Annotated in this window: 30 protein-coding genes and 2 pseudogenes; 19 read left to right on the forward strand and 13 right to left on the reverse strand. The window is 59.1% G+C overall.

All coding sequences use genetic code 11. The annotated features are described in order from the left end of the window. Nucleotides 1-36: 36 nt before the first annotated feature. Nucleotides 37-630: a GSU2403 family nucleotidyltransferase fold protein gene (locus ACFSUD_RS18030; RefSeq protein ID WP_386375901.1), complete on the reverse strand. Its 594-nt coding sequence runs from the start codon at nucleotides 628-630 to the stop codon at nucleotides 37-39. Between the two features lie 342 nt (nucleotides 631-972). Here ACFSUD_RS18030 and ACFSUD_RS18035 point away from each other — a divergent pair, with 342 nt between their 5' ends. Next, on the forward strand, nucleotides 973-1965 hold the full coding sequence (locus ACFSUD_RS18035; RefSeq protein ID WP_386375902.1) for an IS1595 family transposase: 993 nt from the start codon (nucleotides 973-975) through the stop codon (nucleotides 1963-1965). A 108-nt stretch (nucleotides 1966-2073) separates the two neighbouring features. On the opposite strand, the gene ACFSUD_RS18040 is transcribed toward ACFSUD_RS18035, so the two are convergent. Beyond that, entirely contained in the window at nucleotides 2074-2460 is a 387-nt protein-coding gene (locus ACFSUD_RS18040; RefSeq protein WP_386375903.1) for a hypothetical protein, read from the reverse strand. Continuing rightward, a complete protein-coding gene (locus ACFSUD_RS18045; RefSeq protein ID WP_386375904.1) occupies nucleotides 2457-2750 on the reverse strand; it encodes a hypothetical protein in 294 nt (97 codons plus the stop codon). Before ACFSUD_RS18045 ends, ACFSUD_RS18040 begins: the two co-directional genes overlap by 4 nt. Before the next feature lie 378 nt (nucleotides 2751-3128). Here ACFSUD_RS18045 and ACFSUD_RS18050 point away from each other — a divergent pair, with 378 nt between their 5' ends. The 8 genes and pseudogenes from ACFSUD_RS18050 to groL all read left to right on the forward strand — a co-directional run bounded on the left by ACFSUD_RS18050 (nucleotide 3129) and on the right by groL (nucleotide 7292). Further along, nucleotides 3129-3317 (forward strand): uracil-DNA glycosylase family protein, encoded by a 189-nt coding sequence (locus tag ACFSUD_RS18050; RefSeq protein WP_386375905.1) that lies wholly within the window; start codon nucleotides 3129-3131, stop codon nucleotides 3315-3317. After that, nucleotides 3316-3822: pseudogene (locus ACFSUD_RS18055) on the forward strand (IS66 family transposase); the annotation flags it as partial. The gene ACFSUD_RS18050 and the pseudogene ACFSUD_RS18055, both read left to right, overlap by 2 nt. 32 nt (nucleotides 3823-3854) lie before the next feature. Further along, a complete protein-coding gene (locus ACFSUD_RS18060; RefSeq protein WP_386375906.1) occupies nucleotides 3855-4154 on the forward strand; it encodes a hypothetical protein in 300 nt (99 codons plus the stop codon). Next, nucleotides 4147-4395, forward strand: a complete 249-nt coding sequence (locus ACFSUD_RS18065) for a hypothetical protein (protein ID WP_386375907.1) — start codon at nucleotides 4147-4149, stop codon at nucleotides 4393-4395. The genes ACFSUD_RS18060 and ACFSUD_RS18065 overlap by 8 nt, the downstream gene beginning before the upstream one ends. A 23-nt stretch (nucleotides 4396-4418) precedes the next feature. Next, on the forward strand, nucleotides 4419-4781 hold the full coding sequence (locus tag ACFSUD_RS18070; RefSeq protein ID WP_386375908.1) for an SPW repeat domain-containing protein: 363 nt from the start codon (nucleotides 4419-4421) through the stop codon (nucleotides 4779-4781). A gap of 252 nt (nucleotides 4782-5033) precedes the next feature. After that, the gene (locus tag ACFSUD_RS18075; RefSeq protein ID WP_386375909.1) at nucleotides 5034-5171 is read left to right on the forward strand and encodes a hypothetical protein; all 138 of its coding nucleotides are present in this window, start codon (nucleotides 5034-5036) and stop codon (nucleotides 5169-5171) included. 168 nt (nucleotides 5172-5339) lie between these two features. Continuing rightward, nucleotides 5340-5627, forward strand: coding sequence for a co-chaperone GroES (locus ACFSUD_RS18080; RefSeq protein WP_386375928.1), 288 nt, complete (start codon nucleotides 5340-5342; stop codon nucleotides 5625-5627). A gap of 39 nt (nucleotides 5628-5666) precedes the next feature. Continuing rightward, the gene (gene groL, locus ACFSUD_RS18085) at nucleotides 5667-7292 is read left to right on the forward strand and encodes a chaperonin GroEL (protein ID WP_386375910.1); all 1626 of its coding nucleotides are present in this window, start codon (nucleotides 5667-5669) and stop codon (nucleotides 7290-7292) included. An 829-nt stretch (nucleotides 7293-8121) separates the two neighbouring features. On the opposite strand, the gene ACFSUD_RS18090 is transcribed toward groL, so the two are convergent. The 4 genes from ACFSUD_RS18090 to ACFSUD_RS18105 form a co-directional block, all read right to left on the reverse strand. Further along, nucleotides 8122-8829, reverse strand: a complete 708-nt coding sequence (locus ACFSUD_RS18090; RefSeq protein WP_386375911.1) for an SDR family oxidoreductase — start codon at nucleotides 8827-8829, stop codon at nucleotides 8122-8124. Between the two features lie 257 nt (nucleotides 8830-9086). Further along, complete coding sequence (locus tag ACFSUD_RS18095; protein ID WP_386375912.1) at nucleotides 9087-9449, reverse strand: hypothetical protein; 363 nt, start codon at nucleotides 9447-9449, stop codon at nucleotides 9087-9089. A gap of 71 nt (nucleotides 9450-9520) precedes the next feature. After that, entirely contained in the window at nucleotides 9521-10114 is a 594-nt protein-coding gene (locus ACFSUD_RS18100) for a hypothetical protein (protein ID WP_386375913.1), read from the reverse strand. Between the two features lie 335 nt (nucleotides 10115-10449). Next, nucleotides 10450-10698: a helix-turn-helix domain-containing protein gene (locus ACFSUD_RS18105; RefSeq protein ID WP_386375914.1), complete on the reverse strand. Its 249-nt coding sequence runs from the start codon at nucleotides 10696-10698 to the stop codon at nucleotides 10450-10452. A gap of 57 nt (nucleotides 10699-10755) precedes the next feature. Here ACFSUD_RS18105 and ACFSUD_RS18110 point away from each other — a divergent pair, with 57 nt between their 5' ends. Further along, entirely contained in the window at nucleotides 10756-11646 is an 891-nt protein-coding gene (locus tag ACFSUD_RS18110; protein WP_386375915.1) for a tyrosine-type recombinase/integrase, read from the forward strand. A gap of 604 nt (nucleotides 11647-12250) precedes the next feature. Here the strand turns inward: ACFSUD_RS18110 and ACFSUD_RS18115 are convergent. Next, entirely contained in the window at nucleotides 12251-12694 is a 444-nt protein-coding gene (locus ACFSUD_RS18115; RefSeq protein WP_386375916.1) for a hypothetical protein, read from the reverse strand. A gap of 239 nt (nucleotides 12695-12933) precedes the next feature. Here ACFSUD_RS18115 and ACFSUD_RS18120 point away from each other — a divergent pair, with 239 nt between their 5' ends. Continuing rightward, the gene (locus ACFSUD_RS18120) at nucleotides 12934-14940 is read left to right on the forward strand and encodes an MASE1 domain-containing protein (RefSeq protein WP_386375917.1); all 2007 of its coding nucleotides are present in this window, start codon (nucleotides 12934-12936) and stop codon (nucleotides 14938-14940) included. A gap of 239 nt (nucleotides 14941-15179) precedes the next feature. Here ACFSUD_RS18120 and ACFSUD_RS18125 read toward each other — a convergent pair whose 3' ends face one another. Further along, complete coding sequence (locus ACFSUD_RS18125; protein WP_386375918.1) at nucleotides 15180-15761, reverse strand: terminase small subunit; 582 nt, start codon at nucleotides 15759-15761, stop codon at nucleotides 15180-15182. A gap of 488 nt (nucleotides 15762-16249) precedes the next feature. On the opposite strand from ACFSUD_RS18125, the gene ACFSUD_RS18130 reads away from it, so the two are divergent. Beyond that, entirely contained in the window at nucleotides 16250-16459 is a 210-nt protein-coding gene (locus tag ACFSUD_RS18130; protein WP_386375929.1) for a hypothetical protein, read from the forward strand. 179 nt (nucleotides 16460-16638) lie between these two features. Here the strand turns inward: ACFSUD_RS18130 and ACFSUD_RS18135 are convergent, their stop codons facing one another. Further along, nucleotides 16639-16905, reverse strand: coding sequence for a hypothetical protein (locus ACFSUD_RS18135; protein WP_386375919.1), 267 nt, complete (start codon nucleotides 16903-16905; stop codon nucleotides 16639-16641). A 187-nt stretch (nucleotides 16906-17092) separates the two neighbouring features. On the opposite strand from ACFSUD_RS18135, the gene ACFSUD_RS18140 reads away from it, so the two are divergent. The 3 genes from ACFSUD_RS18140 (at nucleotide 17093) to ACFSUD_RS18150 (ending at nucleotide 20071) form a co-directional block, all read left to right on the forward strand. Continuing rightward, nucleotides 17093-17767, forward strand: a complete 675-nt coding sequence (locus ACFSUD_RS18140) for a type 1 glutamine amidotransferase domain-containing protein (protein ID WP_386375920.1) — start codon at nucleotides 17093-17095, stop codon at nucleotides 17765-17767. Between the two features lie 1580 nt (nucleotides 17768-19347). Continuing rightward, a complete protein-coding gene (locus tag ACFSUD_RS18145; RefSeq protein ID WP_386375921.1) occupies nucleotides 19348-19497 on the forward strand; it encodes a hypothetical protein in 150 nt (49 codons plus the stop codon). A gap of 283 nt (nucleotides 19498-19780) precedes the next feature. After that, nucleotides 19781-20071, forward strand: coding sequence for a hypothetical protein (locus ACFSUD_RS18150; RefSeq protein WP_386375922.1), 291 nt, complete (start codon nucleotides 19781-19783; stop codon nucleotides 20069-20071). Between the two features lie 870 nt (nucleotides 20072-20941). Here the strand turns inward: ACFSUD_RS18150 and ACFSUD_RS18155 are convergent. The 3 genes and pseudogenes from ACFSUD_RS18155 to ACFSUD_RS18165 form a co-directional block, all read right to left on the reverse strand. Then, nucleotides 20942-21298, reverse strand: a pseudogene (locus tag ACFSUD_RS18155) (transposase); the annotation flags it as partial. Nucleotides 21299-21325: 27 nt separating this feature from the next. Continuing rightward, nucleotides 21326-22615, reverse strand: a complete 1290-nt coding sequence (locus ACFSUD_RS18160; RefSeq protein WP_386375923.1) for an NAD(P)/FAD-dependent oxidoreductase — start codon at nucleotides 22613-22615, stop codon at nucleotides 21326-21328. A gap of 17 nt (nucleotides 22616-22632) precedes the next feature. Beyond that, nucleotides 22633-23190, reverse strand: coding sequence for a helix-turn-helix domain-containing protein (locus tag ACFSUD_RS18165; protein ID WP_386375930.1), 558 nt, complete (start codon nucleotides 23188-23190; stop codon nucleotides 22633-22635). A gap of 169 nt (nucleotides 23191-23359) precedes the next feature. Here ACFSUD_RS18165 and ACFSUD_RS18170 point away from each other — a divergent pair, with 169 nt between their 5' ends. The 4 genes from ACFSUD_RS18170 to ACFSUD_RS18185 are packed head-to-tail and all read left to right on the forward strand — an operon-like array spanning nucleotide 23360 to nucleotide 26474. After that, nucleotides 23360-24121, forward strand: a complete 762-nt coding sequence (locus ACFSUD_RS18170; RefSeq protein ID WP_386375924.1) for an ABC transporter substrate-binding protein — start codon at nucleotides 23360-23362, stop codon at nucleotides 24119-24121. A gap of 51 nt (nucleotides 24122-24172) precedes the next feature. Next, complete coding sequence (locus ACFSUD_RS18175; protein WP_386375925.1) at nucleotides 24173-24826, forward strand: amino acid ABC transporter permease; 654 nt, start codon at nucleotides 24173-24175, stop codon at nucleotides 24824-24826. Continuing rightward, nucleotides 24823-25557 (forward strand): amino acid ABC transporter ATP-binding protein, encoded by a 735-nt coding sequence (locus ACFSUD_RS18180; RefSeq protein ID WP_386375926.1) that lies wholly within the window; start codon nucleotides 24823-24825, stop codon nucleotides 25555-25557. The genes ACFSUD_RS18175 and ACFSUD_RS18180 overlap by 4 nt, the downstream gene beginning before the upstream one ends. A gap of 59 nt (nucleotides 25558-25616) precedes the next feature. After that, nucleotides 25617-26474 carry a 2-hydroxyacid dehydrogenase gene (locus ACFSUD_RS18185; RefSeq protein WP_386375927.1) on the forward strand — a complete coding sequence of 286 codons (858 nt, stop codon included), beginning with the start codon at nucleotides 25617-25619 and terminating at the stop codon, nucleotides 26472-26474. Nucleotides 26475-26755 lie beyond the last annotated feature (281 nt).

Genomic DNA, 26755 nt, shown 5'->3' on the forward strand with positions numbered 1-26755 from the left:
CGCATCGACGATCTGCTGCCGTGGAACTTCAGGACGTCAAGCTGAACCGACAGTGCTATCCCGCGACCGCTTACGGTCCTTCCGGGCCTTCAATCTGCTCGGATCGCTCCTGCGCCGATCGGCGACGATCAGCTTGTGAACGGCAAAGCGTTCCGGCCTCGGGATCTGTACAAGCGCTCCAGAGCGGTAGAGGAGCGGCGCCTGGATAGGGTCGGCGATCAGGAAATTGAGGTGGTGCAGGCTTTGCGCGCTGACGCCGAGAGCAGGAAGGTCTCGAATTCCCTCGTTTTCCTCGAAGGACGGCGTGAGGAACTCAATCAACGTGGTCCGATCAGTCTGCTGCCACCGCCAGATCTTGTTCTTCTCGCGCGAGGGCACTGGAGCGAATTTCAACTGAGAGAAGACCTTCGACAGCGGCTCCTCTACGGCATCCTCCAGGGCAATCGACAGCCGCTCGAAACTCGCTAAATCGATATCGTCGGTAACTGCCGAGCTGCCAAACCCGATCCGGAACCCGAGTTCGCCCCCGTAGAGTCGAAATGCCTGTGTCTCGACCAGGGTGCCACCGAGCCGGAAGACACCCGCTCGCTCCATGGCCGACACCACCTGCCCGGTCTGCGCGTCGGCCATCAGGTATCCTTCTGCTCTAAGCACCCGCATGAGGCGAGACCTATCCCGTTCATTCTCCTTGCGCTTCAAGGCCAGCTCTTTCAGACGATCGAGCCGATCACGAAGATCCTTGCTGTCTTTGCCAATATAGCGATCGACGACATCGGTCCCGATCCGATACTGATCATACCAGTATCGCTTCTTCCCTATCACCTAAAAGCGGCAGTGCCGATGTGACTGTGATATCTGATCATTAAGCTTATCCTACGGAATTTTTTTGGGGGTGTCCGCAAACCGTGTTGGTTTGCTTCGCCTTAACCCGAAAGGGCCTATCTTACTCCGCTTTTGCTGCGGAGAATGCCCTTGCTACACCACGACTTTCGCCGTCTTCTCGATGCTCTCGACGACCTGAACCCGGCCCAGATCGAGGACGCCCAGACGAAGATCCGTGATCTCCGGCGAAAGACGGAGGCGCTCTCCGAGATCGAAGCGCGGACAAACCAAGAACACAAGTGCCCCTTCTGCGGCGATGAACGACGCCAGAAGTGGGGCCGCACTCCGACCAGGGTCCAGCGCTACCGATGCTCCGGTTGCGAAAAGACCTATTCAGGACGAACCGGAAGCGCCATCGGCCGCATCCATCGCCCCGACCTGTTCATGGAGGCGCTGAGGGATATGCTGGGCAGCTCCCCGCCTCAGTCGGTGCGCAAGCTGGCCAAGCAGCTCGACCTCAATAAATACACGATCTGGCGCTGGCGGATGCTCGTGTTCTCGATCATAGGTAACAGCAGCGTGGCGGCAACCTTCTCGGGGATCATCGAGGCGGATGAGACCTACCAACGGGAGTCCCGGAAGGGATCGCGCGAATGGGTCCGGCATTTCATCGATCCGAAGAATACTCCAAAGCCACCGCGCCCACGGTGGGAGGACTTCACGACGCAAGGGCTGAAGATGATGCGCGGCCTCTCGCGGTGGCAGCTCCCCATTCTCACTGTTGCTGATCGCGGTGGTTCTCGCCTCTTCCAGCGACTGCCGAACCGCAAGAGCGCCACCGTGGAGCGCGCCATGAACCCCCTCGTGCCGGGCGATGCCGTGCTCTGCTCAGATGGTGGCAATGGCTACAAGGATCTCGCGGCGGCGCGCGGCCTGGAGCACTTCGTGGTCGGCAGCAAGCCTGGCACACGTGTCGCCGCAGGCTGCTATCATATCCAGACCGTGAACTCGCTCCACGCTCGCTACGACAGGTTCATCAAGCCCTTCTGCGGACCGGCCACCAAGAACCTCAATGGCTACATCCGGTGGCTTGAGGTGCGCCTGGCGGGAGTGTCGCCGGCCGGCATCATTAAGGCGTCATAGCCTACCTTCACAAGGGAATAGGACAGCCCGTTGAGAGCTTCTGTTTTGTCCTTTGAGTGGCCCTATTGTTGGGGAACCCAAATTTGGGGCCACCTTTCTTCGTCGTTATCAGTAAAGGTGGGTCGCGCCCAAGATCTCGAGGCGAGTCATCGGTGATCCCGCCGGGCGCTCATTCCAGGCATCGCAGTCCTCCAGGCCGCGTTCGAAAACGTAGCCCTGCCGCACATGCCGGTTTAGCACCTCAACCCCCGACAATCCGTTTAGAGGCTTTTCCATTGCGAAGCCGAGACACAGGCCTGCCGTCAGCACCGCAAAGTAGATCTCTTCGCTGATCCTGTCTTGTGGCAGAACCACTTTCAACACGCCATCCTCGATGGCCACACTTTGCGGTTGCCACATCTCCAGCAGTTCGCTCGCCCGCGCCCGCTGGTCGGCCTGAGCCGCGCCCGCAAGACAGAATGCCAGTAGCGCTGTGCAGAGGCGACCCGCCATCATCGCACAGCCTCGGAGGGCGTGAAGAGACGCACCGACCCTTGCCCAGTATAGACGCGAATCTCGCTCGTCATGAATCCGCGGTCGACCATGGAATATTCGAGGCCACCGATCGGCATGCAACTCACGCCTAGAAGCGCCTGCATCTGCCGGTTATCGTCGTTGACCGCGGCAGTGATGAATTCGTCGAGCGCATCCTCCGTGATGCAGCCCACGTAGCCGCCATTTGCGCGTTCTGCCATCGCCGGAGCACCCAGCACGGCCAGTATCGCTGCGATCTGCAAACCCTTCATCTCGTCGAAACCCTCGCTGCAAAACCAAAGTGTGGTCAGGGCGGAGAATGCAATAGATATGTTGTGAGCACAACAAAGAACTGATTTTTCTCGGAAAATCCTGAATCTCCGCCTGCTATTTGCTTTTGAGAGATGGAATACGAGCCGCCGCTCGAAACGCCATCGCCAATATGCGCTGCGCAGACTGTTTGAATCCGAACTCGCCTCCAAAAAAGTTCCAACAAAATGAGCGGAGCATATTGGCCTCAGCGTCTGGAAATCCGAACAGCCGACCAACACAAAATGCGGACACCCCCATTTTTTTTGTAGGGTAATGTAGGATAGATTTTTACCCTACGAAAAATTTTTCGTAGGGTAAGGTAGACCAACACGCTCGACGTGGAGCTGGCGGAGGTGAAGCCGAAGCTGGTGCTGGCGATGGGCGCGATCGCGGTGGAGAGCCTCACGGGGTCGCGTGCCGCTGTGCTGTCGCGGCGCGGCCATGTCGAGACGGGCAGGGGAGGGGAGCCGGTGCTGATCACCCTGCATCCTTCCTATCTGCTGAGATTGCCCGATCCGCATCTATGAAAACGAGGGGTCTGCCATCGCCGAGGAGACGATCAAGCGGATCGCTGCCCTTTATGCTGTGGAAAAAGAGGCGCGCTACAAACCTGCTGAAGAACGCGTTGCCCTGCGACAGGCAAAGGCGAAGCCAGTCTTCGATGACCTCGAGGCGTGGCTCTCGCTTCAATTGCCGAAGTTTTCCGGTAAATCAACCTTGGCAGCAGCTATTCGCTATGCGCTCGGGCGCATGCCCAAGGCCCGTGCGTATCTCGAAAACGGTAAGCTGGAGCTGGACAACAATATCTGCGAGCGATCAATCAGACCGGTGACGCTCGGGCGCAAAAATTATCTGTTCATGGGATCAAAGGGCGGCGGTGATGCCGCTGCAATCGCCTACACGCTTGTTGAGACCTGCCGCATGAACAGTGTCGATCCTGAAGCCTCGCTCCGTTAGGTTCTCGCCCGCGTCGCGGATCATAAAATGAACCGCCTCGACGACCTCATGCCGCGGAATTGGCAGCCCGAGTAAGTCAACGCCAGTCTGACCGGACGCATACCCGTATGCGTGCTTCGTCCTTTAGCATTTTCGAGACGGTGATCGGCTTGACACCTGTTGCTGTCGGCGCCTCGTTGCCCGAACTTGTGACGTCAATCCTTGCAGCCATACGCAAGCATACCGATGCCGTTTTCGGGGACATTGTTGGCACCGACATATGCGACGTTGTATCGCCTCTAGGCGATTGTTTTATAAATCTTCTATCTTTTGTTCGGCATCTTGTAATGCGTATCGCTCAGGGCCATTTCTGCAATAGGCGAAGCACTTTGGATCGCCAGATCTCTAATGGAGAGAGAAATGAGTAGAGTCGCCATTGGTGCTCTTCTCGCGACCTTCGTAGCCTTCTCGGCTCATGCCATGAGCGCGCAGATCGATACTGACGGGGACGGAAAAGCATCCCTCGTTGAGCTTCAAACGGTCTTTCCCGAACTCTCCGAAGATCTGTTTCTGGAAATCGACACCAATGCCGATGGCTTTGTGGATGATGAGGAAATGATGATCGCGGTTGAAACCGAGATGATCCCGGATATCGAAACGGATGCGTAACCCCCGGTCTTGGAGATTGTGCCATGTACAAACATAGCAAGTTCAGATGGGTCTTCGCATCCTCGGGCCTCTGGCTGATCGTCTCACCCTTCCTGCTTCTCGGCGGTGAAAAATCGCTGATGAATGCGCAGGTAGCTGGAACCGGGGTTCTGATGTTCGGTGGTCTGGTGGCGCTTTGGGTGGCATGTTTGGACCACCCCCGGCAAGACCTGATGCAAGCGAGCGCCGGTCTGGCTTTGGGTTCGTCGATGATCGCAGTTCCACTGGCGCTTGGTCTCAACGAAAGCTCCGTGGCTGTCTGGAACGCTCAGGTGTTTGGTTCTGTGTTCGTGCTGAGCGCTCTTTTCGAGTTCTACGACCATTGGGCAGGCCACAATGCCCATTGAATTTTTCGGAGTGGAGCGGTTGTTGCTCCACCCGCCTTCAACTCGGGGCCAATTGTGCCGCGCCAGGACCATACCGTGACATTCAAGAAGCGTGTGACCACCACCACCTCTCTCGGGCAAGGCGAGATGTCGCAGATGCGCGAATTTGTCAGCGGTGCCGGATAACGTCCGCGGCCCGCCGGGGCCGAAATTCCAGAACTGACGCTGTCGCCCCGTGCGGCATCACCCCAACCAACCCTGAAAGGCACGACAATGAAAAACGATAAACACGGCAAACGCGGCAACAAGGAAGCCAAGAAACCGAAGCAGGATAAGCCCAAGGTTTCTGCCACAGCCAATTCCCTTGCAGGCAAGCCTGCACTGGAGATCGGCGGCAAGAAGCTGAAGTAGCTCTGGCTTGCCGCTGCGGTGATCAAACACCGCGACAATGTTCGGCCCAAGACTGAATGGAGCACGTGCAAGCTGCACGTGCTCCTGCAAAGGCACCGGAAAGTGGCCAATGCCCTTGCACCTGAATACTGGCCACAGCCATCGGCACTCTACAGAAGGAGCAATGCCATCGTGTCTACGCCTCTACGCGCCCGCGTTCCGGTCCTTCGCATCAGGGGCAACGAGAAGCCGAATGGTGACCTGATCATTCCCGATAGCGCGAAGGAAAAGCCCGCGGATGACGAAATTCTGGCTGTCGGGGTGGGCGCTCGGGACGACGGCCGTGCTCGGAGCGACAGGGACGTCGAGATGGACGACAGGATCCTCGTTGGTAAATGGCCCGGCAACGAGATCAAGATCGACGGCGAAGACCTGATGATCATGAAGGAGCGCGACATTCCTGGCATCATCGCCTGACCACCTCTGTCCTCAGCTCAATTTTTTAGGAATACCGACATGACCGCAAAAGACGTCAAATTTGGCACGGAGTCCCGTGACCGCATGCTCAAGGGCATCAATACACTCGCCAACGCCGTCAAGGTCACGCTAGGCCCCAAGGGTCGCAACGTTGTCCTGGACAAATCCTGGGGCGCGCCGCGCATCACCAAGGACGGTGTGACCGTCGCAAGAGAGATCACCCTGTCCGACCCTTTTGAGAATATGGGTGTACAGATGGTGAAGGATGTCGCGTCGCGCACCAGTGACGAGGCTGGTGACGGCACCACCACGGCGACTGTTCTCGCACAAGCGATCATCAAGGAAGGCTTGAAGTCGGTGGCTGCGGGTATGAACCCGATGGACCTCAAGCGCGGCATCGACAGGGCCGTCGAGGCCGTTGTTGCCGAGGTCAAGCAGATGTCACGTCCTGTAAGGGATACGGATGAGATCGCCAAGGTCGGTACGATATCGGCCAATGGCGAGACTGCCATCGGCCGGCAGATCGCGGATGCGATGGCCAAGGTCGGAAATGAAGGCGTTATCACCGTCGAGGAAAACAAGGGCCTCGAGACCGAAACCGAAGTCGTCGAAGGTATGCAGTTCGACCGTGGCTATCTCAGTCCTTATTTCGTCACTGAACCCGAGAAAATGACGGCAAGCCTGAAAGATTGCGTCATCCTGCTGCACGAGAAGAAGCTGTCCTCGCTGGCGCCGATAGTGCCCTTGCTCGAAGCTGTCATGCAGGCCGACAAGCAGCTCCTGGTTGTCGCCGAAGATATTGACGGCGAGGCACTTGCGACGCTCGTAGTCAACAAGCTTCGAGGCGGCCTCAAGGTTGTCGGCGTCAAGGCGCCCGGCTTCGGAGATCGCCGCAAGGCGATGTTGGAAGACCTCGCCATTCTTACGGGCGGCCAGGTGATCTCCGAAGAACTCGGCATCAAGCTCGAGAATGTCACCCTGGACATGCTGGGTCTCGCCAAGAAGATAATCATCACAAAAGATGCAACGACGGTGATCGACGGGGCGGGCGACAAGGCAGCCATCGCCGCGCGCGTGTCTCAGATTCAGGCTCAGATCGAAGACACCACGTCGGATTATGACAAGGAAAAGCTGCAGGAACGCCGCGCGAAACTCGCAGGCGGGGTCGCGGTTATAAGAGTCGGCGGTGCAACCGAAATCGAGGTGAAAGAACGCAAGGACCGCGTCGATGACGCCTTGAACGCAACCCGCGCGGCCGTTCAGGAAGGCGTTGTTCCCGGCGGTGGCGTTGCCTTGGTCCATGCCGGCAAGGTGCTGGTGGATCTTACAGGCGACAATGCAGACCAGACGGCGGGCATTGCCATCATCCGCAAGGCGCTCCAGGCACCGCTGCGTCAGATCGCCGAGAATGCGGGCGTTGATGGTTCGGTCGTTGCCGGAAAGATCGTCGAGAACTCCAGCAAGTCGTTTGGCTACGATGCACAGGCGGACAGCTACGGCGACATGCTGAAAGCAGGAGTCATCGATCCCACGAAAGTTGTGCGCATTGCGCTTCAATACGCAGCCTCTGTCGCCGGTCTACTCGTCACAACCGAGGCGATGATTGCTGATCGGCCGCCGAAATCAGGAAGGGCCGACGGGGCGGACATGGAAAGCATGCTGTAGCCGGACATAAGGCGATGGCTTGCAGCGACGCGTTGCAAGCCATTCGGAAAGCGCTGAACTGAGATCGCAGAATGTCTCGATATGATCTCTGCCTTACCATCTCGAACTGCAGATGGCCCCTGCCGCGGCCAGGATGAACGGCTCCTCCGGCGCTCCGCCTGTCAGCAGGCGTCCTTACCATGCCAGGAATTGCAAAGGGTTGAATGTGACCCAGCCCTTTGTGTTTCGTGGTGCAACACGAAAAACTCGGTGCGTCAGTCTGCGCTCTGGATTGCGACAAGTCTTGCTCAAGCGATCCAATGGCAGCCATTTCGTGCTATGCTGGCACCTGCATCCTGACAGCAAGGGGGGGCGCTATGCCGTTCGGTTTCCCATCATCGCTCTTGTCTTCCGCACCCTCACATCTCTCGCCGCGGGGCAGCGTGGTGCGACTGGCGCATCGAGCCCTTAACCTGAGACATATCCTGCAGCCTTGAAATGGTTCCAGCATTCGTCCGGTGACCATCTACGCGATGGACCGGCGAAACGCTCCGACGATATCGTCTCCTTCGCCGGGCGGGTCGCCAAGGTCAGCGATGCCGAGCTTCGTGCGGCCGGGCGTTGCGGGAATGCGATTTATTTCGTCATGACTCGGGAAAGCGCCGATGTTACCGCGCATTAATGACGGGCTGGCTGCAAACGCAGCTTGGTACAGGGGAAAGGGTGCGCCAGTTTATGCGCCTCGATGTTCTTGCCGCGGTGGCGCCGGAATTCGGGTCCAGTTCCGCAATGGCCGATGCTGCCTACACCATATGCATTGAGGCATGTGTCGATCCGGCGCGGCACATGATCACAGTTCGATCCGGATATCGTGGATCCACAACTTGGGAGGCCGCGAAAGCACAAAGACCACCACATCCGCCAGGTCATCGGGTTCGGTAAAAATGTGATTTGGCACTTCTTCTCCCGCTTTCGCGAACATGTCCGTGTTGGTGCCTGACTGATAAATGCCGCCGACACGAACGCCTGAGCTTTCCTCGTCCGCTTTAAGTACTTCGGTAAAGCCGCGCACCCCGTATTTCGTGGCCGTGTAGACCGATTGCCCCGCCTGCGCGACAACACCGGATTTGGAGACGACATTCAAAATGATGCTTTCGTCATTGGCGCGCAGTGCCGGAAGTGCGGCTTGGGTGATCTGCATCAGCCCGGTCAGGTTGGTTTGAACTGTCGCCTGCAGCATCTCTGGCGGGATAGTGTCGAGCGGCCCGGTTTTGTGCCAGATGCCTGCGTTGTTGATCAAGACGTCCAACCCGCCAAAGGTTTTTGTCACTTTCTCTACCGCTGAACTGGTCGCCTCGGGATTCTGGATATCACACGCGATGCCAATAGCTTCTGCGGCACCGGCAGCTATGCACTCAGCCTCGACCCGGTCCAGGCGGTCGACGTTGCGGCCCAGAATGGCCAAGCTGGCGCCTGTCGCGGCCAATTTCAGGCAAATATGCCGTCCGATACCATCACTGCCACCCGTGACAATGATGCGCTTTTTTCTCAAATCCATGACGTGCTCCTGTGTTATGCCAGGCTTTACTGCAATGGGCGCGGGGAAGCTGCGGACATGCCAACCGAGCGCAGGTATAGCATCGCGAAAACGTCGCTTTCCCCACCGACAGGAACGAATATCGACGGTTTTCCCGGGGCGCAGACCTGCGTGCCTCGAGAAGAGATGCCCAGTTCTGTCAAAGAGCGTACCCTGGGCGATCCGAAAGCGGCCTCCCCTTGGCGAGTTGCCGAAGGGCCACCCCGGTCACCAGGAGGTCAAGCGTGGCCGTGAGGGTCGGGGTCGTCCGCGACAAGGGCGGCGCAGTAGGCGAACTGGGCCTTGCGTCGGCGCCTTTCGGCCTCCCGGCGATAGCGTTGCAAGAGGTTCGCTTTCCGCCAATAGGCGGCTTCTTTCGCAACAGCGACCGCGCCCGCGATATCGGCCGTGTCGGACAAAACGATGTCGCGCATTGTTTCGGAGTCGAGGTCCGCATCGCGCGGATTTCCGGCTCTGCTGTTGCCGGGTCTCGATGGTCCGAAGAGATGTTCACGCTCAGCGGCGAGGGTACGTGCCACCTGCGCCTCACATTCCGCAAGTTCCCATCCCAAACGGGTGACTTCATGCGTTGCATAGCTCACCGCGCATTGCTGAGGGTTGTTCAAGATGGCCCGGTAGATAGGGAGCGTGTTTGCGGACGGAACAGCAGCGGTCAACCCGTGTCGGTAGGCATTCCGGGAGGGGCCAGCCCACGCGGCCGGGTCCCGTTGGCGCCGATCAGGCTCATCCATCTGCACGCATCCTTGGTGCACAGCGCCTCGAAATCATCGATAAGCTCGCGTCGGCGCTTTTCCAGCCTCTCGATGCGCTTCTCATGATGGGCCAGACCTTCAGCCAGGTTTTGATAGGCCCGCCCGAGAAGCTCATCCAGCGAGGTGCCGGCAGCGCGGATCCTGTCTGCCGCCTCGGCCTGCAAGGTCGGATCGTCTCCGACGAGGTCAGACGCGAGGCGCGAATGCTCTTGCTCAGCTTCGTCCGTGCTCACGAAACGGCCGGTGGTAAGATAGCCCGTCGCCAAATCGCGCGTTTCGGACAGGAGACGGATATCGCGCAGGCGCCGATGCTGCTCCAGCTCGATCTCGAGACCGGCGATTTCCCTGGCGCGCCGTCGTTCCAGCGCGCTGCGCGGCTGGAGGTAGTCATACATCGCAGCCTCGATCTCATCCAAGCTGGCTTTGCTGCCGCCCAGGGCGACGGGGCTGGGTTTCGATTGCGTGGCATGGGGCTTTTGCGGCATCGCGGTCATCTGGTTTCTCCTGGCATGGGGATGGAATGTCTCGGACAGGGCCCTGGCCGTGCGGCAGGGGTCTTGAGCGAACCGCGCGGCGGGGCGCGCGGCGGTGCAACGCGGCATGATGTTGAAACCAGATAAGAAGAATCCTGCATTGATGCTTCCCTGCAAGGAATGGGGGTCAGCGGCGAGACGCCGGGCGGAGGTTGATCCTGGCACATCATGCGCATCGTATGATTCTGGATACTACATATAGACGACAGGCGCGACAAGCTGCCTGGCGAAGAATCTCGAGACCGGAAATTGGAAGCGAGACTGCAACCGGGCCAGAGACGGCGAGATGCCCGGCATCAGCCCTCAGCTGGATGAAACCGCAGCCCCGGCGCGTCATCCGGGGTCCCGACGAACTCGATCCCCGCGGCTTCAAAACAGGTGCGCAGGATCTCGAGATTGTTCTTGCGGGATTTCGGCACGCGCGTCTCGGCCATCTCATAGCGCACGATCGTTGCGGTACCGATGCCCGTGGCATCGGCCAGATCCCTGACCGACCAGCTGAGCGCCGCCCGCGCGGTTCGAATCTGTTGACCGGTGATTGACATGGCAACAGTTATGATATATTTTTTATCATAATGGAGGCGTAGGGGTTGGAGGAAGGTATGGCAGATTGGCGTGACGCATTCAGAGCTCTCGAAAGGGCATATTCCGACTCCACGATGCGCGCATATCATTGCGATGTGCAAGCCTATGTCGACTGGTGCGCGGCAGCGCAGCGGAACCCTTTCCCGGCAGAGGTCTCGCAGGTCTGTGCTTTTCTGGAAGCCCAGGGCGAGCATATGGCGCCCTCCACAGTGAGACGGCGCCTTTATGCGATCCGCAAGATTCACCGGTTGATGGGCCTCGCGGATCCGACGCAGGACGAGGCGATCAATCTTGCCTTCCGGCGGGTTCGGCGCGCGAAACCGGTGCGGCCGCGCCAGGCCCGGGGATTGACGGCCGCGCATCTGCGGCGCTTTCTGGCCGTTCAGCCCAAATCGCCCTGGGGGTTGCGCAATACGGCGATGCTATCTCTGGGCTATGAGCTGATGACCCGCAGATCAGAACTGGTGGCGCTGCGCGACGACGATCTGGTGTTGCGGGACGACGGCACCCTGCGGGTGTTGATCCGCCGCAGCAAGGCGGACCGGGAGGGCAAGGGCAGGGTCGCCTTTACATCAATCGATACGGCGCGCCGCGTGCTGGATTGGCAGGCCTGGCGCGGCGCCTGTACCGCATGGCTGTTTTGCCCGATTTACCAGGCGCATCCGCAGGATCGCAGCCTGAGCGATACCACCGTAAAGACGATCATCAAGACCACGGCCAAACAGGCCGGTTATCCTGCCGAGGAGGTGCGCAGTTTCAGTGGCCATTCGATGCGCGTCGGCGCCGCGCAGGACCTGTTGCGCAGAGGCTTCGATACCGCGGCGATCATGCGGGCCGGTGGCTGGAAATCGGTCAACGTGCTCGCCCGCTATCTGGAATATGCCGAGCAGAACGTCTGGGAGACCTGATGTTCCGCTTCGGAATGCACGGACAATGGCGCAGGACCAATAGCGCAGGACGCCGGGTCAGAACGCCTGCGGCGACATCCGGTTTGCGCGCTGCGCCGCGCGGGCCTGTGCGAGGATCTTCCTGTCCTCATTGCGCTAGGTGCGCGAGCCCGACATGCCGTTGTGGCGCATCATCAGCTTCAGGACTTTGAGCCTGTTGATCATTTCGAACCGAACCCCGATGCTTCTTGTTCCATCGCGACTGCGACGGAAGTAGCTCGTCGCGTCGCCCCGGCCCGCCTATCAGCGGCCATTCCGAAACAGGTCTTACCTCCCTCCGCCGAACAGGTCGCGGAGGTCAGCGAGAAGCAAGGCGTTCGTCCAGGCCAGTATCGACGAACCCGGCGATCACAATCCAATAGGAAACGTTGGTTAAACAGTGCGCGAGCGGCGCGAGCCGGTCGACCTCTTGCCAAGATGGCTTGTGATGCGCTGCATGGGCTTTGCCGTCGCGTCATGGCCTCGCAGTTTCGGATTTCCTTTGTTTTGGAGACGGCGACACCCCGTCCGGCCGGGCCCGGCCGTTCTTGGCTGCGGGTGTCTTCGCCATGGTGTCGAAGTTGAATCAGCGGCCAAGACGCCGGATGTGCCTCGGCGATCCGTCGACCTCGCGCTGCCCCTCGGCGATCGCCGTCTCCAGCGCGACATCCCCGCGGTAGGCGCGGATCAGGGCCTTGAGTGGGCCAATCAGGAACAGATCGGTCTCCCCGCCGGGATCGGAAATGCAATGGTCGAGCCTTCCCGCTTCACATAGGAACCAGTCATGCCGCTTGTGCTCGGGCTGATCGAAACCGCTCAGGCGCGGCACGTGGCGATCGGGTCCGAACGCCGTCGGGTCGACGGAATATGCCAACCCCCAGATCAGCGTTCCCAAATCGAGCGCATTCTTCGTGAGCTCCCGCCGGATCCACCTTTGCCCCCATGCCCCGAGCGCGCTGACAAGGGGCAGAAACGCGGCACCGGCGTCGGTCAGGTGATACGTCCAGCTTCTTCCCGTCTTGCTGCGCATGCGCTCGCCTCGAGGCCGTCCTACAGCCTCGTGATGGGCGCGAACACCAACGAGGGCGCTAACCCGGGCTGCACCTCTCCCGGTGACATGCCCTCCCCTGGCAGGTCTATGGGGGCGAGACCACTGCAGACGCGTAGCAGGTTTCTGGCGGTCAAACTTGCTCCATTCTCATTATCTTGCTGAGGGAAATGAACGTGGGATAATGTGACGAGGGAGGGCGCATGGGGGGAGGCCATGAATTGGAAAAGTCAGACCGCGTAACGCCCGATGCCTACGCTGTTGGCAAGCGGTCGCGGCAAGAGGATGGTGCGGATACGGAATGGATGGCCTCATACCGGCGGCCTGACGGCGCGCAGCTGATCGTTTTTTTCGGCGCATATATGTTCGCTCTGGCTTTCGGCCGCTGGATGACGGTAATTCCGGACATTCCAATTACGATATGGCCGCCAAATGGTATTCTGCTCGCCATGCTGCTTATGCAGCCACGGCAAAGCTGGCCATGGTGGATCGGGCTCGCTGCGCTAGGCGAGTTGACGGGAAACGTCATCTGGTTCCAAAACGCGCTGATCTGGGCCATTGGCTATGTTGCCGCGAATGCCGCGGGAGTAATAACTGCCGCGCTCCTGCTTGAGCTCCTCCTGCGCGCCCCGATCCGCCGCTTTGCCAGCCTGGGCCAGGTACTAGCGTTTCTGGCTCTCGGCGTGCTGGTCGCTCCGGCCATCAGCGCGACCTTGGGAAGCGCAATCGACGCAATCGTTGGTAAGAATGCGTTCACTACGACGTGGCCCGTTTGGTGGCTGGGGGATGCTACTGGAATCTTGATCGCGACACCGCTGGTTTTAACGCTCGTCGATACTTGGCGAGAAAAACTCTGGCCGACGGTCGCGCAGATCCTGGAGGGCGCCGCCATCGCGATCCTTCTGTCGGCGCTGAGCCTATGGGTCCTGTCGGCCGACGCCAACTATGCGTTCCTGTTGCCTTTGCCGATCGTCTGGGCAGCACTGCGCTTCGAATTTCGCGGCGCCACCTCTGCTGTCCTGCTGCTGACCTTCGCAATAGCCATCCACGGACAGACGTTCGAAACACTGCCGCTTTCAGCATCCGATATTGCTGCGGCTCACAGCGAACTCAAAGCGTTGATTCTTGTTGCTGCGACTACTGGACTGATCGTGGCGGCGATTACCCGGCAGCGACGCCAGGCGTATTCCGATCTGGCGCGCCTCAACGACGATTTGGAAGCGCGTGTTGCCGAACGCACCAGCGCCATTGAGGCGGCCGAACGGCGCTTCAAGGCCACGTTCAAGAACGCTGGCGTCGGTATCAGTATCGTGAGCGGTGAGGGAAAGCTCTTGCTCGTGAACGAATGTTTCCGACGGATGCTGGGGCGCGACGTCGGTGAAATGGAAGGGCGCAGGATTGATGAGTTCACGCACCCCGATGATCGCGCAATGATAGAAGCGGCATGGACGCGGCTTACGGCCGACGGGGTTGATGATTATGCGCAGGAGAAGCGCTACCTTCACAGGAATGGTCAGATCGTCTGGGGGCATACGACAGTAAGCTGCGTGCGCCATGCTGACGGCAGCATCGCCTATCTCATCAAGGTGGTTCAGGACATCACAGAGCGCAAGCGATCCGAGGCAGTGCGCCACCTCCTGATGCACGAGGTCAACCACCGGAGCAAGAACCTCCTCGCCGTTGTGCAAGTCATCGCCCGCCAGACGGCAAGGCATTCGTCGGATCACTTTGTTGCGACGTTCAACGAGCGCTTGCAGGCGCTCGCGGCAAACCAGGATATCCTGGTGCATAACGAATGGCAGCGCATCGCCCTGACCGATCTGGTGAAGGGGCAATTGAACCATTTCGAGAACGTCATGCAACGTGTTCATCTGTCCGGCCTGGCCGTCATGCTACCTCCTGCCGCGGCTCAGGCCCTCGGGATGGCCATACATGAACTGGCGACGAACGCGGCAAAATACGGAAGTCTGAGCAATGAGGCCGGCCGGGTTGAAATTTCATGGTCGGTGGAGGAGGGCAGGTTCCACATGTCCTGGCAGGAGAGGGATGGGCCGCCGGTTGCCGCACCCGAACGCAGAGGTTTTGGCACCGTTGTTCTTGAAAGAATGACCGCTTCGGCAATGTCAGGAGAGGTCAGCCTTAGCTACGAGCCCAAGGGTGTCACCTGGGCACTCTCCTGTCCCGTGTCGGTCTTGGAAGACACCACCGATGAGGTGGAGGACGCCTGAAAAGATGTTCAATGTCTTGCGGCGAGCTGGGCGCTGCTGCCGCGCAGCTTCATTGGCCACCCCATGCGAGCGGGGGCGGCGCGGGATCTGTTGCGCAAAGGCTTGGATACCGCGATCCTGCACGCCGGTGGCGGGAAATCGGTCAACATGCCCGCCCGCAATCTGGAACATGAAGAACAGAACGCCTGGGAGACCGGACGTTCCGCCGGGAATCCACAACAACGGCACGAGACTCCGGGTCAGAACGCCCGCGGTGGCATCCGGTCTGCGCGCCGCTGCGCCGCGCGGGCATGCGCGAGGATTTTCCTGTCCTCATTGCGCTTGATGCGCGCCCCTGACATGCCAATGTGGCGCGTCATCAGCTTCAGGATCTTGAACCTGTTGGTCATGTCGAGCTGAAACCCGATGCCCCTTTTCCCGTCTCGACTGCGACGGACGGTTACTGATCCCACCGCCCCGGTCCGCCAGATAAGCGGCCATTCCGAAACAGGTTTTACCTGTTCTGCGTCGAACAGATCGCGGAGGTCGGCGCGAAGCACGGCGTTCATCCAAGCCAGTAACGAAGCTTTGAGCTCCTCGGCCCGGCAACGCAGATCTTCATGCCGGTGCTTCAAGGCAGCCTGGATCTTGCGCTGACAAAGCAGCTTGGTGGCAAGACCCTGTGCGTCCCGCCCCGCAAAACCTGCGGCGCGGAAGGCCTTGACCGCGTCAAAATCCTCGAGATAGGCGTCGACGAAGTACGCTTGCTGAAGGGTCAACTTGTAGCGCAGGGCCCATAGCGGGACGTCCGAAACAGCCAGTTCACGTGGTTGCATGGTCATGAGACATACCTTTCCCCGGCAAGCCGGAAATCTGGAGCGGCCCCCGGCCGACGATAGGGGCGTAGGGTCAAAACGATGCTCGGCTCCCGGATAGGCCTGTCACGGCTTGCCAATCGTATGTTCGGCTCAGAGGGGGATTCTGTCCCGGCATCGGCATGAAGAGGCATCAAACCGGTCATTGAAGCATTCCTCGCATGGGAGAGGCACCCTGTCGATGTCGCGGCGCCCCACAGATAAAAGTGACGTAAGCACATTTTGTGTACTGATTCTAACTTAATACTATATGGGGTATCTCAAAATGCAATCGCGCAAGACGGATAAGTCGCTGCCGATCCTGGCCTCCGCATGCTCGCACGGGAATGTTCCGGTCCTGGCGAGATGCTGCCGCGCAACGAATACCTGTCCCTCGATCTCTATGAGCGCGCCCTATATGCGGGCGAATGAGCGGCGCGTCTTCTTACGCCGCCCCGGTCGAAATCGGCGAAGGGATGGTCGGCGGCGCCGTGGCGCAGGTCCTCTTATCGAAACCTGATAGTTTCAAGAAGGACGACTGGGTCGTTGCCTTGCCGGGTGGCAGGAATATGCCCTGTCCGACGGGATCGCCGCGATCAACATGGGGAAAATCCCCCGAGAACCCAGCCTGGGCGCGTGTCGTTATCTGCTTGCCGTTCCTGACCGCCCCCCGGGGGCCTGTCTGACCCGGATCGGGCAGCCTTGGGGAAGGCATGACCCTTGTGGTCGCGGCAGCCAGCGGGCCGGTGGGGGCCACGGTCGGGCAGATCAGCGAAATCCTGGGCCTGCGCGTCGTTGGCATCGCGGGCGGTCCCGAGAAATGACGCCGCTTTGTGGACAGCCTCGGCTGCGATGAGTGCATCGATTACCGAGCCGACGGCTTTGCAAAGGTGCGCGAAGCCGCGGTTCCGGCAGGCATCGATACCCAATTCGAGAATGTCGGCGGCGCGGGTTTCGATGCGGTGATGCCTTTGCCCAACACCTCGGCGCGCATCGCGGTCTGCGGGATGATCTCGCGATACAACGCAACCTCTCTGCCTGACGGGCCCGACAGGATGAGACTGTCAATCGGACGATGCTGAACAGGAGGGTGGACATGCGCGGCTTCATTGTCTTCGATAATTTCGGCCATCTCGCTCCCGAGTTCGCCGAGCAGATGGCCGCATGGGGGGCAGGGGAAAATCCGGTTTCGCGAAGAAGTGAGCCATGGGGGGGAACAGGCTCCCCGCGGCTTTCGTTGGTCTGCTTAAGGGCGAGGCTTCTGGCAAACCTGTCGTCAAGCTGAGCGACTGAACGCCAAACGAAAAGGAAACGACCCGATGAAAATACTCATGGTTCTGACGTCACATGACAAGCTGGGCGACACCGGCAACAAGACGGGCTTCTGGCTCGAGGAATTCGCCGCGCCATATTATGTGTTCAAGGACGCAGGCGCCGAGGTCACGCTGGCCTCGCCCCAGGGGGGACAGCCGCCACTGGACCCGTCCAGCGACAGCGACGATGCCCAGACCGATGCAACCAGGCGGTTCAAAAGCGACGATGCAGCTCAGAAGGACCTTGCCAATACCGAGGCTCTCTCCACCATCTCGGCCGAGCGCTATGACGCGATTTTCTTTCCAGGCGGGCATGGCCCGCTGTGGGATCTGGCCGAAGACCGCGACAGCATCGCGCTGATCGAGACCTTCGCCGCAAGCAACCGCCCGATCGGGGCGGTTTGCCACGCCCCGGCCGTGTTCAAGCACACCAAGGGCCCGGATGGGAAGCCGCTGGTGTCGGGCAAGACCGTGACCGGCTTCACCAACACCGAAGAGGAAGGTGTTGGCCTCACCGACGTCGTCCCATTCCTGGTTGAGGATATGCTTAAAACCAATGGCGGCGACTATAGAAAGGGCGACGATTGGGCCTCCTTCGTGCTCACCGATGGCAAGCTGGTGACAGGGCAGAACCCGGCCTCATCGGAAGAGGCCGCGCGCAATCTGCTCGCGCTCCTGTGATCCGTCTTCATAGGGGGTAGCGGCTACCGCCACCCCGCTCGCGCGCGAAAACATGAATGAGCCGGAAGACACAGGAAAATACTTCTCGGCACCGCGGTCAGCAGGGCGGGCATGCGCCGGATCAAAGAGGTGAGGGTCCATGGCGATCCGCTGATTGCCCTTGTGTGCGCGCGGACCCCCCGCACCGGTGGTCTGGCGTCGGATGTGCCTGGCGCTGCGGTGACCTGACCGATCCGCAGCACGATATCTGCGCGGGCTGGGATGCATGAGATCTGACGCCGGTCCGGGCGCGCCAGCCGTCTTTGAAATGACTGACGAGGTCGATCTTGGCATGCGCAGCAAGCGCGCCGAGCGCGTGAGCAATCCGCAGGCGCCGCGCCCGGCGCGCCTGCGTCGGACGGCAAACCGGCATGCCCAATCCCAATGATCTGATCCGCGAAAACCGGGCCTGAAGCTGGCGTTTTCCGCTACGATCTCCAGGCTGGTAGAGAAGCGCAATGAGATCAAGGCATCGAAATTCTCGGACGCAGCGAAGGTTTTCTGCGAACCGGGGCCGGGGGGAAGGTGGCTCGGACCTGCAGTCAGATCTGTTTGCTGACAGTCGATTCGGATGCACGAAGATGTCGAGAAAGGGCTTTCTGCTTTGGACTTGCGGAAAGCATTTGATTTTTCATCGCGCGTGCGTGGCACACCCGGAGCGTGGCACACACGAGGTAGCGCTTCGTTAGATGCACCGAATTTTCGTACTTCAGGATCTGTCTTCACAAATTTCGCAATAAGCTGGCGCTCATTGAACGGATTGAAATAAGTAGCCTGGTCATATCTCCTGGCTCGAAGAATTCGCCGCGCCCTATTATGTTATGAGGAGGCCGGAGCCCCGATCACGATGGCCTCGCCCAACAACACCGACCATGCCCAGACCGAGGCAACCCGGTGGTTCGAACGAGACGATCCAGGCCGGGAGGATCTCGATTCGCTGCCACCAGGCGAAAATTGTGGGGCTATGCCAATGTTCCGTGCAGAAACCCGCTGACGTTTGCCGCCTGCTCCTCGACAGGGAACCGGGTTCTCTGCCAAGAGTAGAGTTTCTGAGAGTGACACCCATCTCTCTCGCTCCCTGCTGAACTTGGCCCGTCGACCTTCATCGGCGGGTCTTTTTCTCGCCAGGTTTTGTGAGCTCCCGCTACGCTGGGGAAATGCAGCCTCTCGAACGTAGCCACCGACGAGTAGGGGCTGATATGTTGCGGTTCGCGTCAGGAGACCCAGAGCTTGACCTTAGTGTTCAACCCCGCAATTGATCCGTGCCGCAAATGTTCGCTCGGTGGTCATGGGGGAAGCTCGGGTGGACCAGGGTAACGTCAGGACACCACTCCGCGGAGCGAACTGGGGCCGAAGCAGGGGCTCAGACATGTCACCGGAGATTACCGGCGGTGCGGGAGTAGATGCCAGCAGGTCAGCCACTCAGATTCGCCCCCCGAACGTTTCTTGGATTGATTTCCGATACCATGTTAAGTTGCATCCAGGGACGATGTTCCCGAGGGTGCTCGACGCAACCCGGAATTCCAGGGAGGGTGGTCCAAATGAGCCGGGATATTCCAGAGGGTAATAAGATTGACGATCGCGCGGGCAGCTGGCGGCGCTGGTCGTTCTGGTTCTACGTGGTGGTCATGCTGGTTCTTTGGGCGATTGCAGCCCAGCAAGTGGTGGGTTATCTCGCTGCGCAGACATAAAAACCTGCAATTAGTAATTTTTTCGTCATTGGGATGATTGCTCTCGGGAAAAATCGGATTACAATTAGTCTATGGTCCCGGAATATGACGGAAAAAAGGCGCATGATGAGCGTGCTACACGTTTGAGCCGGTGGGCGTTTGCCCTATCTATGGCGCTGCTTTGGACAATTGCTGTCGGATTTCTGGTAGTTTATCTTTATGGCTGAACGGCAGCGTTCACTGCCACCTTTTGCATTGGCTTCTAACACGGAGATTGAGTTAGCCACCCTGACCGGATTGTTTATTGTTTGATTATATTCTTTCCAATCATCTGGTCAATTTTCGCTGTTTGTTGCTGGAGCTTTTGGCACAGCATCGCGAAGCAGTGGCACCGGCTCTCCTACCGTTCCGCTGCGCGCCCGACTCTTGCCGATGCGATCCGGAGCCATGCGCTGAACCGCTGTTGCACGGGAATCTCGGCGATCTGGCGTGGGAAAACACGCCGCGCGCGGCACGTTGTCCATCTGCAACGGAAAGATTACCCATGACGCGGCGCTTTGATTACATCATTATCGGCGCTTCGCCCGCGACCTGACATTTATTGATCTGCCAGAGCTAGACTTAACAGGCTGCCGTTTCGCTGGTTCGTCGGCCTTGGCATCGACGGTCCGCTCTGGGGTGAAGGGCGATAGGAATTGAGCCAGTGGATCGGTTCAGCCCTGAATGGGTGAAGCCCCGGGCCGAAGGTCAACAGGGTTTACCACAAACCGCGACTGGCTGCTGATGACCGACATGTCGCGCAAGGTGATGGTTGCGATCCTGGCGCGCGCGGGGTGTCCGACCGCTGCTCTCGGAAGAACACACCTCGGTAGACGGCCCCCCTTGAAGGTCATGTGCCCTGGCCGCTGCCCCTGCCAAATTACCGGCGCCGCCTCGAGCTTACACTTGCAAAGCAGCAGGGTGAAATTGAGGCCGAGCGAAAGCACCGCCTGGCGCAACGAAAGAGAATTGCGATCGAGAGGCGACGGAAGGATGCGGTAGTCGGAGCACTGGCACGGGACCATTACCGTGCGGAGGCCCACCGCATCGCCAGCCTCTCTGCGGCAGAATTGCAGGTCGAACGCCCCAGGATTCGCGCATTTTTCGCGTCCCTTGAAAAGCGCGGTCTGACCGTCAGAGATCTTTTCCCTGTCGAGAGGGCTGCCGGGTAAGGAGGTCAGGTCCGTCGACAAGGTTATGCAATTGCCTTCGTCAAGTTCTGATCCCTCGCGTCGCCTTAGGTGCCGGGCTCTGAAGTTCCCTCCGCGGTCACCCTGTGGGGCCGCATATTTGCCTTCAGGGTCGGGTGGTCCAAGTGGTATGCGCGCTCATTGCCGCAGTCCACGCAACGATCTCACTCTCGCCGCGCGTTCCGACAGGACGCATTCGGTCGTGCTGCCGAACAGCGACAGGACTTGTTTTCCGATCAGGTCATAGGCGCCTGCTCGTAGGAAGTGTTCATCCGTCCCATCGCGCGAAGGAAGACTGCTAGTTTCCGGGCCTGCGCAACCTTGGCCGACCACGGCCCTGCGCGTTCCGGGATGGCCTTTGCCCAGGTTCGCAGGCGAGGCCCGCCGAGCTTCCGGCAGAAGATCGCGTTCGCCGCCTCGCACACGCATTTTCGGGTGAACCCGTCGCCGCGTTTCAAGACCCGCCCGTTTCTGCTGATCTCGCCGGGTTCGTAGCGCCGATAGGTCGACCCGAGCCAGACAGCCGCACTCGACGATTGCCGGAAACGGAAGGGATTGTCGAAAGCGGATACAACCGACAGTGCGATGATCGCCCCGACACCGGGCGCGCCAAACGGGGGTTACCCCCATGTATCACGCAGCCGTGACCAGGCGATTGTCGCTGCCACCGCTGGTCTGCGCATGAAGTGGAACGGGATCGGCTGTAGCTTGCTGACCGGGAAATCGAGGTCTTCCTCTCTTACACCAGAAGCCCAATCTGCCAATACCTTGCCAAGCGCCGTGGCCATCGCCACACCTCGTCCGTTATAGCCCATTGCCGACATGACGCCATCTCCGGCGCTTGCAAGATGGGGATAGTGATCTGCGGTCATCGCCACGTAACCGCCCCAATGGTAGGTGAACGGGGTGTCTTCCAGTTGAGGATAGATTTGCCTGGTAACCTTGTGCAGCGCGGCGAACTGTCGTTTCAGCCCGCTTTCGCTGTAATCGCCCCTGCCTCCCATCAAGAAACGGCCATCGGCATCCAGGCGGAAATATAACAGAAGCCGTCGACTGTCCGATGCAGAATGGCCGTGGGGAAGGATCGATCGGCGCAGATTATCGGTGAGGGGGTCTGTGGCAATCTGGATCGACCGGATCGGAACCACGGTACGTCTGTGCTGGGGCGCAACTTGATCAGTATAGCCGTTTGTACAGATCAGTACCCGACGCGCTCTGAGCTGGCCGGTGTTGAGACGGAGAACCTGGCTGGCGCCCTGCTTTTCGATACCCAGCACACGGCTATGAGCGTGCAGCTTGGCACCATGTTTGATCGCAGCCTTGGCGAGACCGATTGCGTAATTGAGGGGGTGCAGCTGTCCCCCGCGCTCGTCCAGCATGGCGCCTTTATAAGCGCCTGTCCCCAGCAGGTCCGCCGTTTCGGTCTCGGACAACATGCGCAGAGGCGCCTCACGCCTTTGCCATTGCGCAACGCGTCGTGCGACCGTGCTCCACGCGCTCATGTCATGTATAGGTTGGATCCAGCCCGGTCGGGAGAAACTGCAATCGATTTCATGCTCGGCGATGAGACTTGCCACCAGATCTACAGCCTTGCCTGATGTCTCGACCGCGCGCTTGCCATAGGCCGGTCCGAAATGCTGTTCGACCTTGTCCGGATCTTCCTTGAGCCCCGGGTTCAATTGACCGCCATTCCGGCCGGATGCGCCCCAACCTGGCGTTTCCGCCTCGAGAAGGGTAACGCAGACGCCAGACTTGGCCAGATGTAGTGCTGCCGTCAGTCCGGTGAACCCTCCGCCGATGATCGCGACATCGGTCTCCTGATTGCCGGTAAACGGGGGGCATTCTGGCGGCTCGTGAGAGGTGGCTGACCAAACGGACTTGGCGATGCTCGGCAATTCATTCTGTATCATCTGAAAACCTCATATTCTTAATAGACCGCAGGGGTCACCACCCAGATCACATCCGCTTCGACATCACCGACCGCCCAGAAGCGGATCAGCTCTCGGGCATCAAATGCGAATGAATCGCCCGGTGTGATCTGGTGCACCACGCCATTGACCTCGAGGGCCAGGACCCCGGACAGGACCGTCCCGCACTTCGCGCCAGTCTCGTGCCGGTAGGGTTGATCCCCGCTAGATCCACCCGGGCGGATAAGCAGCCTCATCATCTGGATGTCGGAGCAGCAATCGGGTGTCATCAACTCCTTGATCATGCCCTTGCTTCCAAGATCGAGTGTCCGTCTCTGACGTTTGCGCACGACAAGCTGATCGAGGCGCTCGTCCGACCCTTCAAAGAGCCATGAGACAGGCATTTCCAGCGCAGTGCAGATCGAACTGAGCAGGCGCACCGAGGGCATTGAAATGCCCCGCTCTACCTGGCTAATCATTCCCACGGATACGTTCGCCTTTTCCGCCACGTCCTTGAGCGACATCTTACGAACCTTGCGGCGGTCCCGCAGCCGTTGACCCAGCTGCCTGTCGGGCATCGAAGGTTGCCCGTGCGAAGTGTCTGGCTCCCCATGCGTTTCTTTATCTGCCACGTGATTGACAACCTCCCCAGCCTTCGCTCAGAGTGAAACAATGTCGAAAAAATTTCAATAGAGATAAAATCGACTTCGAGACATTGACGGATGATCAGAAACGGGAGGAAGAAAAATGAACTTCAACGCAATATTCAAAGGTGTACGCAGCCTCACGCTGGCGCTCGGGGTGACCGCTGCCTTTGCGCAGGGCGCGGGTGCTGAAGAATACAAGGTGGGCTCAACCCCGACAGGTGTTCCCTTCACCTTCCTGAATGTCGAAACCAACAAGATCGACGGGATCATGGTCGACATCATCGATGCCATCGCCGAGAAAGCCGGGTTCACCGCTAAAGTGGAAGCCACTCAGTGGTCGGCCCTGATCCCGTCGCTGACCAGCAACAAGATCGATATTATTGCAGCTGCGATGTATGCGACGCAAGAGCGGGCCGAAGTCGTCGCCTTCAGCGACAAGGTCTACTCCTATGGTGAAGGTCTGTTCGTCAAGTCCGACAACGAAGGGACTTACACGTCTGTCACGGACATGGATGGGATGACGGTCGGCGTCCAGGTGGGCACCTCCTACATCGAGCCACTGAAAGACGGCGGCAATTTCAAGGAAGTCAAAATCTACGACAGCATCGCAGACATCATGCGGGATGTGTCACTCGGGCGCATCGACGCAGGTTTCGGGGACTACCCTATCGTCGCCTACCAGTTGTCCAAGGGAGCCTCCAAAGTTCGCCTCGTCGAAGAATATGAACCTCTCATTCCCGGTGATGTCGCCATCGCCGTGCGCCAGGAGGACACGGAACTTCTCGACAAGATCAATGAAGGTTTGAAGCAGATCCGCGAAAGCGGCGAACTGGACGAAATCGTCGCCAAGTGGGGCGTTTAACAGCGAACTGGGCAGGTAATATGTTACCTGCCCAACACGGAGAAGACTGTGATGGATGATTTTCTGGGTAGATCCGCTCAATATTTGCCACTGCTGATGGAAGGGGTGGTCCTGACGTTGGTGACGACGATAGGAGCGATGGTTCTTAGCACCCTGCTTGGCCTGGTCTGGGCGATCATGTTCTGGTCCAAGTCACGTATTCTCAAGATAATCAGCCGCAGTTTCATCACGATCATTCGGGGCATCCCGATCATCGTGCAATTGTTCTACATCTATTTCGTGCTGCCTGAGCTCGGTATCAACCTGACGGCTTTGCAGGCCGGGATCATCGGCCTTGGCCTAGCCTATTCTGCGTATCAGGCCGAGAATTTCCGCGCCGGCATAGAAGCAATCGACAAAGGTCAGATCGAAGCGGCTCATTCCATCGGCATGACAGATGGCTTGATCATGCGTCGCGTCATTCTGCCACAAGCCATACGCATCGTTCTCCCGCCCTTCGGAAACACATCGATCATGTTGCTCAAGGATTCATCCCTGGTTTCAACGATCACGGTGGCCGAACTGACCCGCCAGGGGCAGCTCGTCGCAGCATCGACATTCGACAACATGACCGTGTTCACCCTGGTCGCGATGATCTATCTGGCGATGGCCCTGCCGCTCACCTATCTCACCCGACATCTTGAAAAAAGGTACGCTAAGTCATGATAAAGGTTGACGATATCCACAAATCCTTTGGCGCGGTCGAGGTCATCAAAGGGGTTAGTTTCGAGGTCAAGCAAGGCGAGGTGGTCTGCATCATCGGCCCGTCAGGCTCGGGCAAGTCGACCATCCTGCGTTGTATCAACGGGTTGGAGACCTATGACAGCGGCACGATCACCTTTGATGGCAGGAAAGTCGACCCGTCGGATAAAAGCATCGTCGGCATTCGCACCCAGGTCTCGATGGTGTTTCAGCGTTTCAACCTGTTCCCGCATCGCTCGGTCCTCGCCAATGTGACCGAAGGCCCAATCCAGGTAAAAGGGGAGAAGAAGGCAGCTGCGGAAGCGATGGCGGTAGAGCTTCTGGAAAAGGTCGGCCTCGCCAACAAGCTGGATGCATTCCCGGAGAACCTCTCAGGCGGGCAGCAGCAGCGAGTTGCGATTGCACGGGCGCTGGCAATGCGACCCAGCGCCATTCTGTTCGATGAGCCGACCTCCGCGCTGGATCCGGAACTGGTGGGCGAGGTGCTGACCGTGATGCGTGACCTGGCCAATGAAGGCATGACCATGGTTGTCGTAACGCACGAAATGGGTTTCGCCCGGGAAGTTGCTGACCGGGTGCTGTTCCTGGAATCCGGCGGCATTGTCGAGGAGGGGCCGCCCAAGGAATTGTTGCGCAACCCCAGGCATGAACGCACGCAGGACTTCCTGCACCGTGTCATCAATCCGTTGGAGTAATGAACGTGTCTCAGGCATGTATCCGGCTTATCGACGCTTCCGATCAGATCGCGTCTCTGATGGAAGAAATCTCACCGAGCCTGCCGATTGCGGTACATCGGGGCGACCCTGACCGTGCAACGCTGTTCAAGCTGCTCGAAGACGCGGACGTCATCTTGAACGGCCATACCTACATCGATGCGGATTTGCTCAGATCTGCACCGTCCCTGAAGACGATCATATTCCTTGGAACCGGTGCAGCCTCCTATATCGATATGGAAGCAGCACGGGATCTGGGTATCTCTGTAGAGGTGATAACGAATTATGGCGACACTGCTGTAGCCGAACACACTTTGGCGCTGACGCTATCGGCCATTCGTCATGTAGTCCTGATGGATCGCGACGTACGCGCCGGTCATTGGGAGCCGTTGGAGGGACGCGAGTTTTCTGAGATGACGGTAGGGGTGATCGGGCTCGGAGGGATTGGACGCCAATTTGCGCGGCTTGCTGACAACGTCGGCTTCTCTGTTCTGGGTTGGAACCGGAGCGGTGTCGAGCCTTCACCTCATATCGAACTGGCCGAGATCGACGACTTGTTGAGCAGATCGGACGTGATCTCCCTTCACCTGAGGCTGAACGATTATACGACGAAGTTTCTCGATAACGCGCGCCTGAAATTGCTGCCAAGGGATGCTATAGTGGTTAATACCGCCCGTGCCGGGCTGATTGATACGGATGTGCTGGTTCATCACCTGACGGAGGGAACCTTGGGCCATGCGGCGCTCGACGTCTTCGATCACGAACCATTAGGCGCCCAGCATGCCCTTTGCGAGCTGCCGAATGTGACGCTCACAGCACACGCTGGCTTCAAAACCCGCCCGGCAATGAGACGGCTGCTGGAACAAGCGCTTGTAGTTGCCGGGAAAGTGGTCAGATAGGTTTCAGCCGAACTTAATCATTCGGCGTAGTCCGCGTATGGCGGTAGTTCTTAGATCATGCCATTGAGAGCTTGGGGTTTATGGAGCCGCGGCGCCGGTTTCTTTGCAAGCAGCCTTGGCGACATATGCTTCTCGTAGCATAAGTTTGATCAGGCTATGTCAGAAGTCGCTTCAGGTAACTTCCGTAATCGTTCTTGGCGAACGTCCGCGCCCGCGCCTCCAGATCCGCGGCGCTGATCCAGCCCTGATGATAGGCGATCTCCTCGAGACAGCCCGCCTGC

This window comes from Sulfitobacter aestuarii (assembly GCF_042685005.1).
In the GTDB taxonomy this organism is placed as follows: domain Bacteria; phylum Pseudomonadota; class Alphaproteobacteria; order Rhodobacterales; family Rhodobacteraceae; genus Sulfitobacter; species Sulfitobacter aestuarii.